At 60.7% G+C, this 12,401-nt stretch carries 14 protein-coding genes; 10 read left to right on the top strand and 4 right to left on the bottom strand.

The genetic code is table 11. The features are described from left to right. Positions 1–26: 26 nt before the first annotated feature. Positions 27–989: a MerR family transcriptional regulator gene (locus tag AC1Z24_RS26200; protein ID WP_483743307.1), complete on the top strand. Its 963-nt coding sequence runs from the start codon at positions 27–29 to the stop codon at positions 987–989. Between the two features lie 9 nt (positions 990–998). Here the strand turns inward: AC1Z24_RS26200 and AC1Z24_RS26195 are convergent, their stop codons facing one another. After that, positions 999–1,604 carry a hypothetical protein gene (locus tag AC1Z24_RS26195; RefSeq protein ID WP_483743306.1) on the bottom strand — a complete coding sequence of 202 codons (606 nt, stop codon included), beginning with the start codon at positions 1,602–1,604 and terminating at the stop codon, positions 999–1,001. Positions 1,605–1,647: 43 nt separating this feature from the next. Next, positions 1,648–2,121 carry a PAS domain-containing protein gene (locus tag AC1Z24_RS26190; protein ID WP_483743305.1) on the bottom strand — a complete coding sequence of 158 codons (474 nt, stop codon included), beginning with the start codon at positions 2,119–2,121 and terminating at the stop codon, positions 1,648–1,650. An 87-nt stretch (positions 2,122–2,208) separates the two neighbouring features. Between AC1Z24_RS26190 and AC1Z24_RS26185 the strand changes: the two genes are divergently transcribed. Further along, on the top strand, positions 2,209–2,661 hold the full coding sequence (locus AC1Z24_RS26185; RefSeq protein ID WP_483743304.1) for a flavodoxin: 453 nt from the start codon (positions 2,209–2,211) through the stop codon (positions 2,659–2,661). On the opposite strand, the gene AC1Z24_RS26180 is transcribed toward AC1Z24_RS26185, so the two are convergent. Continuing rightward, the gene (locus AC1Z24_RS26180; protein WP_483743303.1) at positions 2,658–3,542 is read right to left on the bottom strand and encodes a LysR family transcriptional regulator; all 885 of its coding nucleotides are present in this window, start codon (positions 3,540–3,542) and stop codon (positions 2,658–2,660) included. The genes AC1Z24_RS26185 and AC1Z24_RS26180 overlap by 4 nt on opposite strands. Before the next feature lie 202 nt (positions 3,543–3,744). On the opposite strand from AC1Z24_RS26180, the gene AC1Z24_RS26175 reads away from it, so the two are divergent. The 4 genes from AC1Z24_RS26175 to AC1Z24_RS26160 all read left to right on the top strand — a co-directional run bounded on the left by AC1Z24_RS26175 (position 3,745) and on the right by AC1Z24_RS26160 (position 6,676). Then, positions 3,745–4,131: a CidA/LrgA family protein gene (locus AC1Z24_RS26175; RefSeq protein ID WP_483743302.1), complete on the top strand. Its 387-nt coding sequence runs from the start codon at positions 3,745–3,747 to the stop codon at positions 4,129–4,131. Then, positions 4,121–4,807, top strand: a complete 687-nt coding sequence (locus AC1Z24_RS26170; RefSeq protein ID WP_483743301.1) for an LrgB family protein — start codon at positions 4,121–4,123, stop codon at positions 4,805–4,807. Before AC1Z24_RS26175 ends, AC1Z24_RS26170 begins: the two co-directional genes overlap by 11 nt. 133 nt (positions 4,808–4,940) lie before the next feature. Then, a complete protein-coding gene (locus AC1Z24_RS26165; protein ID WP_483743300.1) occupies positions 4,941–5,852 on the top strand; it encodes an SDR family oxidoreductase in 912 nt (303 codons plus the stop codon). Positions 5,853–6,268: 416 nt separating this feature from the next. Beyond that, complete coding sequence (locus AC1Z24_RS26160; protein ID WP_483743299.1) at positions 6,269–6,676, top strand: hypothetical protein; 408 nt, start codon at positions 6,269–6,271, stop codon at positions 6,674–6,676. Between the two features lie 267 nt (positions 6,677–6,943). Here the strand turns inward: AC1Z24_RS26160 and AC1Z24_RS26155 are convergent, their stop codons facing one another. Then, entirely contained in the window at positions 6,944–7,738 is a 795-nt protein-coding gene (locus AC1Z24_RS26155; protein ID WP_483743298.1) for a SirB1 family protein, read from the bottom strand. Between the two features lie 196 nt (positions 7,739–7,934). Here AC1Z24_RS26155 and AC1Z24_RS26150 point away from each other — a divergent pair, with 196 nt between their 5' ends. From AC1Z24_RS26150 to AC1Z24_RS26135, 4 genes are all read left to right on the top strand, one after another. Next, entirely contained in the window at positions 7,935–8,957 is a 1,023-nt protein-coding gene (locus AC1Z24_RS26150) for a Leu/Phe/Val dehydrogenase (protein WP_483743297.1), read from the top strand. An 88-nt stretch (positions 8,958–9,045) separates the two neighbouring features. Then, a complete protein-coding gene (gene pdhA, locus AC1Z24_RS26145) occupies positions 9,046–10,140 on the top strand; it encodes a pyruvate dehydrogenase (acetyl-transferring) E1 component subunit alpha (protein WP_483743296.1) in 1,095 nt (364 codons plus the stop codon). Next, positions 10,130–11,116, top strand: a complete 987-nt coding sequence (locus AC1Z24_RS26140) for an alpha-ketoacid dehydrogenase subunit beta (protein ID WP_483743295.1) — start codon at positions 10,130–10,132, stop codon at positions 11,114–11,116. The genes pdhA and AC1Z24_RS26140 overlap by 11 nt, the downstream gene beginning before the upstream one ends. Positions 11,117–11,255: 139 nt before the next feature. Then, positions 11,256–12,362, top strand: a complete 1,107-nt coding sequence (locus AC1Z24_RS26135) for a dihydrolipoamide acetyltransferase family protein (RefSeq protein WP_483743294.1) — start codon at positions 11,256–11,258, stop codon at positions 12,360–12,362. Positions 12,363–12,401: the final 39 nt, after the last annotated feature.

The raw sequence follows: 12,401 nt of genomic DNA, 5'->3' as shown, positions 1-12,401 counted from the left end.
GTCACTGTTTGCAAGTGATTCCTGTCATGATCGAAGCTGCCGATGCCCACGTCTACACCCTTGATTTGAAGCTTGATCTGCACGATCAAGAGCTGTTTCCGATTCGTGAAGTTGCTCGCCTGACCGGCGTCAATCCCGTGACATTACGGGCCTGGGAGCGCCGCTACGGGCTGATCCAGCCCACCCGTACCGAGAGCGGTCACCGTCTGTATTCCCAGGCCGACGTTGAGGAAGTGCGCAGCATCCTCGGCTGGATCGAGCGCGGCGTGGCCGTCAGCAAGGTCAGCAAAATTCTCGCGACCGCGAAGATCTCCAAGGCCCAGGCCATGCCTGTGCAAAACGATGCGGTGCTCGGTGAGTGGGGCGAATGGCAGTTGCAGATCCGTCAGGCTGCTGAATCATTCGACGAGCGGCGCCTTGAGCAACTCTACGGTCAGGTCTTTTCCAGCTACCCGATGCATGTCGTGTTTCAGGACATCTTCATGCCGGTCTGGCGCGGGTTGGCTCAGCATCAAGAGGTGTTTGGCCAGACGAGTCAGTGGCTGTTCCTCGACAGCTTCCTGCGAGCCCGTACATTGCAACGCCTGCAACTGGGCACTGCGCCAGCAGCACAGCAGGTTCTGTTGGCGGCCATGCCGGGGCAATGCCGGGAACTGGAACTATGGGTCGCTGGCCTGATGCTGGGCAGCTTCGATACCGGTGTACGCATTCTGCCCATGGGGCAACCCCTGGAGGAACTGAGCCTGGTGTGCAGCAAGGTCAGACCCTTGGCATTGGTACTGTTCTCCAATCACTCGCCAGCCCTCGATTTGCCGCGTCGGCTCACGCGCCTGAGTCTGACACTGGATTGCCCATTGCTGATGGCGGGAGAGATATCTGATCTGGCCCAGGATGCATTGCGTGGCACGGCGGTGGCCTGCCTGGGCAGTGAAGGGCGTTCGATGCAGCGCCGCTTGCAGCAGTTTCTGGCCGGGCACCTGGATAGCTGAATACGGCTGTTACTTGTGCATCGTCGGGTGAATCTGCCGATGCTGGGCAAGGATGTACTGGCGCAAACGCTCTACATGATCCTTGTTGCGTTGATTCAGGCGATAGGCCAACAGGCCTTTTTCCGTCACCCTTTCGATGCTGCCATGCAGGGCAATGGGGCGAATCCCCGGCGGATGCAGCCAGGCCGAGAAGCGCTTGGGTGTTCTGGTCGGGTTACGGTTTTCCAGTAATACGCCTTTGAATGACAGCTCATGGACCCACAGACCGGTGATCGTGCCTTTCTCGGTTTCCAGGGGCAGCGGCTCCGGCAGTATCAAGCGCCACGGGCGAATCCGCGGGCCTTCCTCGAAGATGCTCGGCGCCCCCACTTCCAGATGCAGGGCATGAAACTCGTCTTCCACCAGATGCAGGGGGAAGGTCATCTGCTGGTTTTCGAACTGCGCCTGAATAGTGATTTGCTCATGGGCAGCCAGACGCGTCAGCAGGTCTTGAATCTGGACGCCACCGTTCACCAGCAGGCTGCGTGTCGCATCGCGCACGTTCAGCCTGGGGTTGTGCTGCATGTTCTGGATGAAATCCAGTTCTGCCTGGGTGAGGAGGGTGTCGTGCTGCATGGTCTTGCTCGGTCTACCCGGTAATTACAAAGCAGACTCTGTCTTAGAATTTTTGTTGCGTCCGTTCGTCTGTTTTATAGGCGGCCAACTCGGCCCGGGCTGCAGCCAGTTCGGCTTCCAGGGCCTGAACCCGTTGCAGGGCTTCGACTTGCAGGGTGACGTCCTTCTGCACGCCGATGAAGTACAGGCGCTGATCGGCCTCGTTGCGCACCGGAGTAATCGACAGCTCGTTCCAGAAGGCACTGCCGTCGTGGCGATAGTTGCGCAGCACCTGACGACAGGGCACGCCGTCGATCAGGGCCTGGCGAATAGCCTCGCGGGCCGGCTGATTGCGTTCCGGGCCCTGCAGAAAGCGACAGTCCTGATAGAGGATGTCTTCCGAGGCGTAGCCGGTCAGCTGTTCGAAGGCCTTGTTCACGTAGATGAGGATATTGTCGTCATCGCCTTCCTTCTCGGCGACGACAATACCGTCGTTGGAAGCATCGACTACCAGTTGCAGCAATTTCGCATTGATCATGGAGCACTTTCCGTAGTGTCGGGGGGCTGGGAGCCTCTGTGGTTTCGGGCATACTACGGCACGATTTTACCCAGAGATGGAAGCACTATGAGAATCGCCATTATTTCCGGTTCGGTTTACGGTGCGGCTGAAGAAGTCGCCCGCCATGCCGGGAGCATACTTCGTGCCGCAGGCCATGAAACCTTCTATGACCCGCGCGCGACACTGGAGCAATTGCAGGCTTTCAATCCTCAGGCATTACTGGCGGTGACGTCCACTACCGGTATGGGCGAACTGCCGGACAACCTGCAACCCCTCTACTCACAGATTCGCGACATCCTGCCCGCTGCCTGGCGCGGTCTGCCCGGTGGCGTGATTGGCCTGGGCGATGCCAGCTATGGCGATACGTTCTGCGGTGGCGGCGAGCTGCTGCGCGAGCTGTTTGCTGAACTGGGCGTCGTGCAAGTGCAGGAGATGGCGCGTCTGGATGCCAGCGAAAGCGTCACCCCGGAAACCGACGCCGAGCCATGGCTGGCGCAATTCATCAAACTGTTGGGCTAAGTTGTCGAGCGTTCGCGCAGCAATGCCAGCCAGGCCTGGGCTGCCTTTGACAGATAGGCGCCCTGGCGCCAGATAAAGACGATGTCCCATCGTAGTTCGGCCGGTGCTTTCAGGCGCAGGCGGATGATGCCTGGGCGCACCAGGCCACGGGCCACCACGCTGGGCAGCAGCACCACGCCCTGCCCGGCGGCCACCAGCGCGGCGAGGAAGTCCGCCTGACCGCTGCGCCCGCTCTCCTTGGGTGTGAAGCCTACTTGCTGGCACGCCTGGATCAGGCGGTTGTTGAGCACGAAGCTGCGTTGATACATCAGAAATGGCGTGTCGGCCAACTCCGCCAGCTCAATCTCGCCGTTCTCGGCCAGTGGGTGACCACTGGGCAGCAGCACGTCCAGTGATTCGTCGCAGAACGGCTGATAGGCAAAGGCCGGATCATCTGGCGTCAGGCTGCCACCGACTTCCAGCTCGCCGCTCATGATCGCCTGCTCGATGGTCAGGCTACCGCCCTCGAGCAGCTGAATATTGATATTGGGGTAGCGCCGTCGGTATTCGGCAAACAACTCGGCGAACAGCGTCTCGCCCCCGAGCATGGGCAGGCCCAGGCGCAAATCACCTCGTGCCAGATCGCTCAAATCGTCTAGTTCGCGCAGCAGGCCCTTGCGCAACAGCAGCATCTCTTCGGCACGCTGTAAGACTACGTTGCCCGCCGCCGTCGGACGGATCTGTGAAGCCTCGCGATCCAGCAGCACGACCCCCAGGCTCTGCTCCAACTGCGCCACCTGTTTGCTGACTGCCGACTGGCTGACGTGCAGGGTCCTGGCCGCCTGGGTAAAACCACCCTGGCGGACGACCTCGATAAAGCTGCGCAGTTGTTTGAATTCCAAGTGTCAGACCCTCCTTTTCTCGTGGGACCGGCTTTAGCCGGAAATGCGCCTTCCCGGCTAAAGCCGGTCCCACCTGGTGAGGTGCTTGCTGGGGTAAAACTCATACTGGCTCGATTCCTGAATGGAATTGCATCGAATCCAACTATTCGCTTTTGGGATGATAGTCACGGATTTAGACTGTACGCCAGAGGAGTCAAAGATCATGAACGTTGCAACCTTGCGTCGTCTGGGGCGGCTGGTTTTCGAACTGGCGGTGTTTCTGGCTATTTACCGCCTCGGCTGCGCCCTGGCGCTGTGGCTGGACTGGCCGATTCCCGGTGGTGTGATCGGTCTGGCGTTGTTGCTCACGGCGTTCGCCACCGGTGTGCTCAAACCCGCCGCCCTGCAGTTGGGGGCCGGTTTGTTGCTGGCTGAGATGCTGCTGTTTTTTATCCCGGCGCTGATGAGCCTGCTCGATTACGGGGCGCTGGTGCGTAACGAGGGTTGGCGGATCATGCTGGTCATAGCCATCAGCACCTTGACGGTCATGCTGGTTACGGCGATGACCGTGGAACTGGTGTGCCGCTGGAGGGTGAACCGTGAAGTTTGAGCCGATGCCGGTGTTTTGGCTGGTGCTGACCCTGGCGGCCTATTTGTTCAGCCGCTGGATTTACCGGCGCACCGGACGCTATCTGCTGTCGCCGCTGATCCTCGTGCCTGTCCTGCTGTTGGCCGTGGCCATGCCCCTGCACACCGCCTATGCCGAATACTCGACCAACACCCACTGGCTGATGCTGGTATTGGGGCCCGTCACCGTGGCTTTTGCGGTGCCGATCTGGCAACAGCGGGCCCTGCTTGCGCGCAACTGGCTGGCCTTGTTGATCGGCATGCTGGCCGGGAGTGCCGCGTCTATCGGCAGTTCGTTCTGGCTGGCCAAGGCCCTGGCTTTGGACACTTCGGTCACCATGTCCCTGGTGCCGCGCTCGATCACTACGCCCTTCGCCATGCCCCTGGCCCATGATTTGGGCGGCGTCCCTGAATTGACCGCTGTATTCGTCATGTTCACTGGCGTTTTCGGCGCGGCCTTGGGCGGCGTGCTGCTCAAATGGCTGCCGCTGCGCAGCGCCCTGGCCCGTGGCGCGCTGTTCGGCGTCGGTGCTCACGGTGCCGGTGTCAGCCGGGCGCGGGAGGTCGGCGGCGAGGAAGGCTCGGTAGCCGGGCTGGTCATGGTCCTTACCGGCCTGCTTAATCTTTTTGCTGCGCCTCTGCTGGCTGCCTTGTTGTAGAGCGGTTTTCGCCCCATCCTGCTGCGTTATCGGGCACTATTCAGCGTCTGCTGTATTGATTGTGACCGGCACGCGCCTGGATGACACTTCCGGCTCGTCCGCCCTTGTCTGGACTTAGCCAGGAGTAGTTAGCATGAGTGATGCCGTTCGTTTCGAAGACAAAGTCGTGATTGTGACCGGTGCAGGTGGCGGCCTGGGCCGGGCGCATGCGCTGTTGTTCGCCAGCCATGGCGCCCGGGTAGTGGTCAATGACCTCGGCGGTTCGGCCCACGGTGAAGGCGCCAATGCTTCGGCAGCAGACAAGGTCGTCGCAGAGATCGTCGCGGCAGGCGGTACCGCCGTGGCCAACCACGATTCGGTGACCGACGGCGACAAGATCGTGCAGAACGCTCTGGATGCCTTCGGTCGGGTCGATGTACTGGTCAATAACGCTGGCATCCTGCGCGACAAGACCTTTGCCAAGATGGAAGACGCCGATTGGGATCTGGTCTATCGCGTCCATGTCGAGGGTTCCTACAAAGTGACTCACGCTGCCTGGCCGCACCTGCGTGAACAGAACTACGGCCGGGTGATCTTTACTTCTTCGACGTCCGGTATCTACGGCAATTTCGGCCAGTCCAACTACGGCATGGCCAAGATGGGGCTTTACGGCCTGACCCGCACCCTGGCCCTGGAAGGGCGCAAGAACAACATCATGGTCAATGCCATTGCGCCAACAGGCGGCACACGCATGACCGAAGGGCTGATCCCGGCCAATATCTTCGAAATGCTCAAACCGGAACTGATCAGCCCGTTGGTGGTGTACCTGGGCAGCGAGCAATGCAAGGACAGCGGCGGCCTGTTCGAAGTCGGCGGCGGCTGGATCGGCAAAGTGCGCTGGGAACGCAGCCTGGGCGCCGGTTTCGACCCCCAGGCCGGCTTCAGCCCGGACGACGTCGCGGCGCAATGGCAAACCATCAATGACTTCACTGACGCGGCGCATCCACGGGATAACGTCGAGGCGCTGAAGGAAATGATGGCGAACTTGCAAAAGTACGCGAAGTAAGTGCAATGATATCTGTGGGACCGGCTTTAGCCGGGAAGACAATATGGCAGGCGATAGAAATTTAGCTATCGGACTGCCTCTTCCCGGCTAAAGCCGGTCCCACATCGTAGATTTATCTTTGATTTAAGTAGGATGTTTCTTTTTCGATTGTAGTATTGATCTTGATTTAGCCCATCACCCACTTCAGCCATAAAGTTAAACTTCCTGCTCCCGATAGTCCCTTTGCATCTTCAATTAAAAGGGATATCACCATGTCAAAACTCCATATCTGGGGCGATCTGCCCCAAGTGACATTCAGGACACCGCCCACCGATAAAATTGAACAGAAAACCCCGGCTCAGCACATCGCCGCATTGGAGATCAGTCTGGTATTACGGGAAATCGGCAAAGACCCCGTTGCCATCGATACAGCCGACATGGAACGCAAGAACCTGCGGGCCATGTTTCAGGGTTTCGATCCGGAAAATATAACGCCCAACGAACTCAGCCTGGTCGGTAAGGAGTTATTGAGCCGTAAACTGATCGACAATCACACCGCTGAATTATTCCAGCGCACGGGCCTTGAGTTCGATAAAAAAGGGCGGGTGTTGCAGGCCGACACGAAAATGAATGCCCTGGACATCCTCGCCGGGCGCATTGCCGAAATGGCAAAAAACGAGATGCGCGGCGATCCTTACGCAAAAATGCTGCGGCCTGATTACGTCAAAGCCATTCATGTGCTGCAAAACCTGCAAGCCTTCGGCTCGACTGGGGACAGCTTTGCGGCGGCCTGGCACAAGGCGCAGGGCAAAAGGAATGTAATTAAGGCGCAAACGGAGAAGTAGTGACGTCGTACAACTTTGATGCAGGCAAAAAAAAGCCGCTGTTTATAACAGCGGCTAAACAAGACGTTGGTTACAGGAGCTTCAAAACAACGTCGGATACATGGAGGCATGGCGACAATATCACCCAGCCAATATGACTGTATGAATTCAACATTAAACGTTCGTTAAGATGAGTCGTTAGCGTGGCGCCATTCTAGCGAATTCGCGCCGATGAAAAACCACACTTTGCGACATTGACTGTTACATTCACGGCAACAGTCGCACGTATTAATGAAATGCTCCGTGCGATGGCAAATGGCTAATACGCTCGGTCAGGCGCAGTCGCTGTATCGGGTCGTCACTGAGCAACAAGGCGTGTTCCAGATCGAAGCGCTCCGCCTGTGGGCATTCCAGGGACTGGTACAGCGCCGCCCGCGCCAGATGATCGCTGGTGGTGGCCTGACCCAGTTCGACGACCCGGTCGGCGTCCTTGAGCGAGGCCAGCAGGTCATCATTGACCTGATGCAGATGGCGCAGGTTGCGTGACAGGCGCTGCAGCATGGCCACGCTGCTGGCACGCAGCAGGTGTTCGGACTTGAGTTGCATGTCGGGGCCGAATTGCCGGGCCAGCAGTTCGCGGCAGTCTTTGGTGTACAGGCGCCGCCCGCCGCACGGGTCGAGCAGGTGATCGGCGCCGGGGACGCGCAGCAGGAAATGCCCGGGGAAGTTCACGCCTTCCAGCGGAATATCCAGGCGTAGTGCCAGCTCAAGGGTGAGCAGCGCCAGGCCCAGTGGTTGGCCCCGACGCCGTTGCACGATCTGATGCAGCAACGCTGCCTGGGGTTTGAGCGGGTTCCAGTCGTCCTGCTGGAAGCCCATGCTGCTGAGCTGACGCAACAAGGGCTGAGCCAGTTCCTGGCGCGGCATCATCGGCAGCGCCGCGCCAATCTGGCGTTGCAGCGAATCCATCTCGTGCTGAAGCTGACTCGGGCTGAATTGCGGATCATGTTCGGCGCACACCCACAACGCCGCTTCGAACACCGAAGAGGGCAGGCAGGCCAGACAATGTTGGCGTGGAGTCATCGACCTCTCCGGGCAGATTAATGGGCAGTGATGCTTCGTTTTAGCCCTGGCCCGCGGGTTCGTCCAGTGGCAAAAAACTGGCGTCACGGTTATATCGAGCAATGCTGATCGAGCCGCACATATATGTTGCGGTCGTCGATCGCTTTTCTGGACAACGCCTATACTCGCTGTAGAAAAATACAAGGGAGCACTGCCGATGTTCGCTCTCATGCAAAACGCACGGGTTCAGACACTGCACCTGGTTGTCGATCCTGAAACCGGTCTCAAGGCCGTCATTGCCATTCACAGCAGCCTGAAAGGTCCGGCGCTGGGCGGCTGCCGCTATCTTCCCTATCCAGACGAACAGAGCGCTATTGAAGATGCCATTCGTTTGGCCAGAAATATGAGTTACAAAGCCGTTCTCGCCGGCCTGCCCCATGGTGGCGGCAAGGCGATCATCATGCGCCCGGCCCATGTGGCCAATCGTGGTGCGTTGTTCGAAGCGCTGGGGCGCTTCATCGAAACCCTCGACGGGCGCTATATCACCGCCGTGGAAAGTGGCACTTCCAGCGAGGATATGGACTGCATCGCCCAGCACACCCGGCACGTCACCAGCACCACCGCTGAAGGCGATCCGTCACCCCACACCGCCATGGGCGTGTACGCCGGGATTCGCGCCACGGCCATGGCGCGGCTGGGCAGCGATAATCTCGAAGGGCTGCGCATCGCCATCCAGGGCCTGGGTCATGTCGGCTATGCCTTGGCCGCGCAGTTGCACGCGGCAGGGGCCGATCTGTTGGTCAGCGATTCCGACCACGGCAAGGTGCAACTGGCCATGGAACAGTTCAACGCTCACCCCATCGCCTGCGAAGCCCTGCTCAATACGCCCTGCGACATTCTCGCGCCCTGCGGCCTCGGGGCGGTGCTCAATAGCAAGAGCGTGGCGCAATTGCGTTGCGCTGCTGTGGCAGGTTCAGCCAACAATCAACTAAGTAATGCCCAGGTTGCCGACCAGCTGGAAAAGCGCGGCATCCTCTACGCTCCGGACTATGTGGTCAATGCGGGGGGCCTGATCTACGCGGCCCTGCGCCACAAGGGCGAGGATCTGGGCACCATCACGGCGCACCTCGCAAAAATCGGTGTGCGCCTGACCGAAGTCTACGCCCACGCCCAGGCGCAAAAGCGCTCACCCGCGCATGTCGCCGATGATCTGGCGGAGCGTCTGCTCAATACCGATTAGGGTCTTACCCGGCCCTATCGGTGTGAATACGCTGCCACAAGCGGCGAGTTCCCGGTGAACACACCTACCTGTGTGTGAGGAGTGTGCAATGTCCAATAACAAGATCGCCTGTACCCGCTATCTGACCCCCGAGGGTCAACTCAATACGCCACTGCCCGCCTGGGCCGATGATTTCAACCTGCTGACCCGTCTCTACCGGCAAATGGTCCTGACCCGCCTGTTCGATCAGAAAGCCGTCGCCCTGCAACGTACCGGCCGCATCGGCACCTACGCCCCAACCCTGGGCCAGGAAGCCATAGGTGTGGCCATCGGCAGCCTGATGCGCAGCGAAGACGTGCTGATCCCTTATTACCGCGACACCGCCGTGCAACTGATGCGCGGTGTGCGCATGGAGGAAATCCTGCTGTACTGGGGCGGTGACGAGCGTGGTAGTGACTATGCCGAACCCGCCGTGGCCCAGGACTTCCCGCTCTGCGTGCCCATTGCCACCCAGGCCTTGCATGCCTGTGGCGTTGCGAGTGCGTTCAAGATTCGCGGCGAGCATCGGGTCGCGGTGACCACCTGCGGCGATGGCGCCACCAGTAAGGGCGATTTCCTCGAAGCCCTGAACGTGGCGGGCGCCTGGCAGTTGCCGATTGTCTTCGTCATCAACAACAACCAGTGGGCGATCTCCGTGCCCCGGCGTATCCAGTGCGGTGCGCCGACTCTGGCGCAGAAAGCCGTGGGCGCGGGCTTCCATGGCGAACAAGTAGACGGCAACGACATTATTGCCGTGTATGACCGTATGCAGGTTGCCCTCGAACGCACCCGCCAGGGCAAGGGCCCGGTGCTGCTGGAATGCCTGAGCTATCGGCTGGGCGATCACACCACCGCCGACGATGCGACCCGCTATCGTCCCGCCGACGAGGTCAGGCAGGCCTGGCAGGAAGAACCGATCAAACGTCTGCAAACCTTCCTCGCCTCTCAAGGCGTGTGGGACGAAGGTCGCGAACAGGCCCTGATCAGCGAATGCCAGGGCCTGGTACAGCAGGCGGTCAGTGCCTTCGACAATGCCGGGACCCAGTCCCCTGAGTCGGTGATGGACCACGTCTACGCGCAATGGCCCGCTGCCCTGGCCGAACAGCGCGAATGGTTCCTTGAGCGTGCCCAGCGTCGCGCCGGAGGTGAAGATCATGGCCAGTGAAAAAATCACCCTGCTTGAGGCGGTCAATATGGCCCTGCACCGGGCCATGGCTGAGGATGAAAATGTGTTGGTGCTCGGTGAAGACGTAGGCGTCAACGGCGGCGTGTTCCGCGCCACCCAGGGCCTGCGCGATGAGTTCGGTTTCAAGCGCGTGATCGACACCCCGCTGGCGGAAACCATGCTCGGCGGCCTGGTTGTCGGCATGGCCGCGCAGGGCCTGAAGCCGGTGCTGGAGATCCAGTTCATGGGCTTTATCTACGCCGCCATGGAGCACTTGGTGTCCCACGCCAGCCGCATGCGCAACCGTACCCGAGGGCGCATCACTTGCCCCATGGTCCTGCGCACGCCCATGGGCGCAGGGATTCGCGCGCCGGAACATCACAGTGAAAGCACCGAAGCGATGTTCGCCCATGTCCCGGGGCTGCGCGTGGTGATTCCTTCTTCACCGGCCCGGGCCTACGGCCTGTTGCTGGCGGCCATCGACGACCCCGATCCGGTAATCTTCCTTGAGCCAACCCGGCTCTACCGCATGAACCCGCAACCCTTGCTCGACGACGGCAAGCGCCTGCCATTGGACACCTGCTTCACCCTGCGCGAAGGCAGCGATATCACCCTGATCAGTTGGGGCGCCAGCGTGCACGAGACCTTGCAGGCGGCTCAGGCATTGGCCGAGCAGGGCGTTTCGGCGGAGGTGATCGACGTCGCCTGCGTCAAGCCCCTGGACCTGGACACCCTCGAAGCCTCGGTGCGCAAGACCGGGCGCTGCGTGATCGTCCATGAGGCGCCGCGCTCCTGCGGCGTCGGCGCAGAAATCGCCGCCAGTCTCTACGAGCGGGTGCTGCTCGACCTGCAGGCGCCGATCCAGCGCGTCACCGCCCCGGATATCCCGCCGCCACTGTATCGGCTGGAGTCGCTGTATATCCCTGGGGTAGACGACATTCTGCATGCCTGTGACAGCGTACTGAATTTTGCTTAGGTCATAGAACCGGGGCTGAGGACAGAGGACCTGTGGGAGCGTGGCTTGCCCGCGAAGAGGTCGGTACATTCGACGTATCTTCTGGATCAAACCATCGTATTCGCGGGCAAGCCTCGCTCCAACGGTGGGAGTGTAAGTGATGAAATACTTCAAACTGCCCGATCTGGGCGAAGGTCTGCAGGAAGCGGAAATCGTCGAATGGCACGTCAAGGCCGGCGATACGGTCAAGGCCGATCAACGCCTGGTCTCGGTGGAAACCGCCAAGGCCATCGTCGATATCCCTGCGCCCTACGACGGCGTGATCAGCAAGCTCTATGGTGGCGACGGCGACATTCTGCATGTCGGCGAGCCATTACTGGCATTCGAAGGCGAGGGCGATGCGGGAACGGTGGTTGGGCGTCTGGAGGGCGGTGGCGGCCGTCAGGACGATCAGTTCTTCGTCGGTGCCGCGCCGTCCACTCGCGAGCATCTCGGCGCCCGGGCTACGCCTGCTGTGCGGCAAATGGCCCGGCAACTGGGCATCGATTTGAGCACTCTCAGCGGCAGTGGCGACGCCGGTTTGATTACCCGCGCCGATGTCGAAGGCGCCGCCCAGGCCGCCCGTGATCGTTTCGGCGGGGAAAAACTACGCGGGGTACGGCGCAGCATGGCCCTGAACATGGCCCGCTCCCATGCCGAAGTGGTGCCGGTGACCATTTTTGGCGATGCCGATCTGCACCTCTGGGGCCAGGCCCGCGACCCGCTGATTCGCCTGGGCAAGGCCATGGCGGCGGCATGCGCGGTGGAACCGGTGCTCAATAGCTGGTTCGACGGCAAAACCCTGTCGATCCGCCAGCATCAAAAGCTCGATCTGGGCATCGCCGTCGACACCCCGGACGGCCTGTTCGTGCCGGTGCTGCGCAATGTTGGCGAGCGCGACGCCCAGGACCTCAAGGACGGCATGAGCCGCCTGCGCGCCGACCTCAAGGCCCGCTCCATTCCGCCTGCCGAAATGATGGGCGCGACCATCACCCTGTCCAACTTCGGCACCCTGTTCGGCCGCTACGCCAACCCCATCGTCGTCCCGCCGCAAGTGGCGATCATCGGAGCGGGCAGTATCCGCGACGAGCCGGTGGCGGTTAACGGCGAAGTGGTGGTGCACCCGATCCTGCCCCTGTCCCTGACCTTCGACCACCGCGCGGTCACCGGTGGCGAGGCGGCGCGGTTTTTCCGGGCGATGGTAGAGGCATTGGAGCAGCCCGATTAGATTAAAGGGATCAACAGATCTACCTGTATGGGAGCGAAT

The sequence above is a fragment of the Pseudomonas sp. JL23 genome (assembly GCF_056933585.1).
This window is presented reverse-complemented; position numbering and strand designations above follow the sequence as displayed.

What these genes read in the sequence shown, in the direction of transcription:
- AC1Z24_RS26140 (WP_483743295.1), top strand. Translation starts at nt 10,130, where the DNA reads ATGGCCAGTGAAAAAATCACCCTGCTTGAGGCGGTCAATATGGCCCTG.
- AC1Z24_RS26185 (WP_483743304.1), top strand. Translation starts at nt 2,209, where the DNA reads ATGAGAATCGCCATTATTTCCGGTTCGGTTTACGGTGCGGCTGAAGAA.
- AC1Z24_RS26135 (WP_483743294.1), top strand. Translation starts at nt 11,256, where the DNA reads ATGAAATACTTCAAACTGCCCGATCTGGGCGAAGGTCTGCAGGAAGCG.
- AC1Z24_RS26190 (WP_483743305.1), bottom strand. Translation starts at nt 2,121, where the DNA reads ATGATCAATGCGAAATTGCTGCAACTGGTAGTCGATGCTTCCAACGAC.
- AC1Z24_RS26175 (WP_483743302.1), top strand. Translation starts at nt 3,745, where the DNA reads ATGAACGTTGCAACCTTGCGTCGTCTGGGGCGGCTGGTTTTCGAACTG.
- AC1Z24_RS26150 (WP_483743297.1), top strand. Translation starts at nt 7,935, where the DNA reads ATGTTCGCTCTCATGCAAAACGCACGGGTTCAGACACTGCACCTGGTT.
- AC1Z24_RS26165 (WP_483743300.1), top strand. Translation starts at nt 4,941, where the DNA reads ATGAGTGATGCCGTTCGTTTCGAAGACAAAGTCGTGATTGTGACCGGT.
- AC1Z24_RS26155 (WP_483743298.1), bottom strand. Translation starts at nt 7,738, where the DNA reads ATGACTCCACGCCAACATTGTCTGGCCTGCCTGCCCTCTTCGGTGTTC.
- AC1Z24_RS26195 (WP_483743306.1), bottom strand. Translation starts at nt 1,604, where the DNA reads ATGCAGCACGACACCCTCCTCACCCAGGCAGAACTGGATTTCATCCAG.
- AC1Z24_RS26160 (WP_483743299.1), top strand. Translation starts at nt 6,269, where the DNA reads ATGGAACGCAAGAACCTGCGGGCCATGTTTCAGGGTTTCGATCCGGAA.
- AC1Z24_RS26200 (WP_483743307.1), top strand. Translation starts at nt 27, where the DNA reads ATGATCGAAGCTGCCGATGCCCACGTCTACACCCTTGATTTGAAGCTT.
- pdhA (WP_483743296.1), top strand. Translation starts at nt 9,046, where the DNA reads ATGTCCAATAACAAGATCGCCTGTACCCGCTATCTGACCCCCGAGGGT.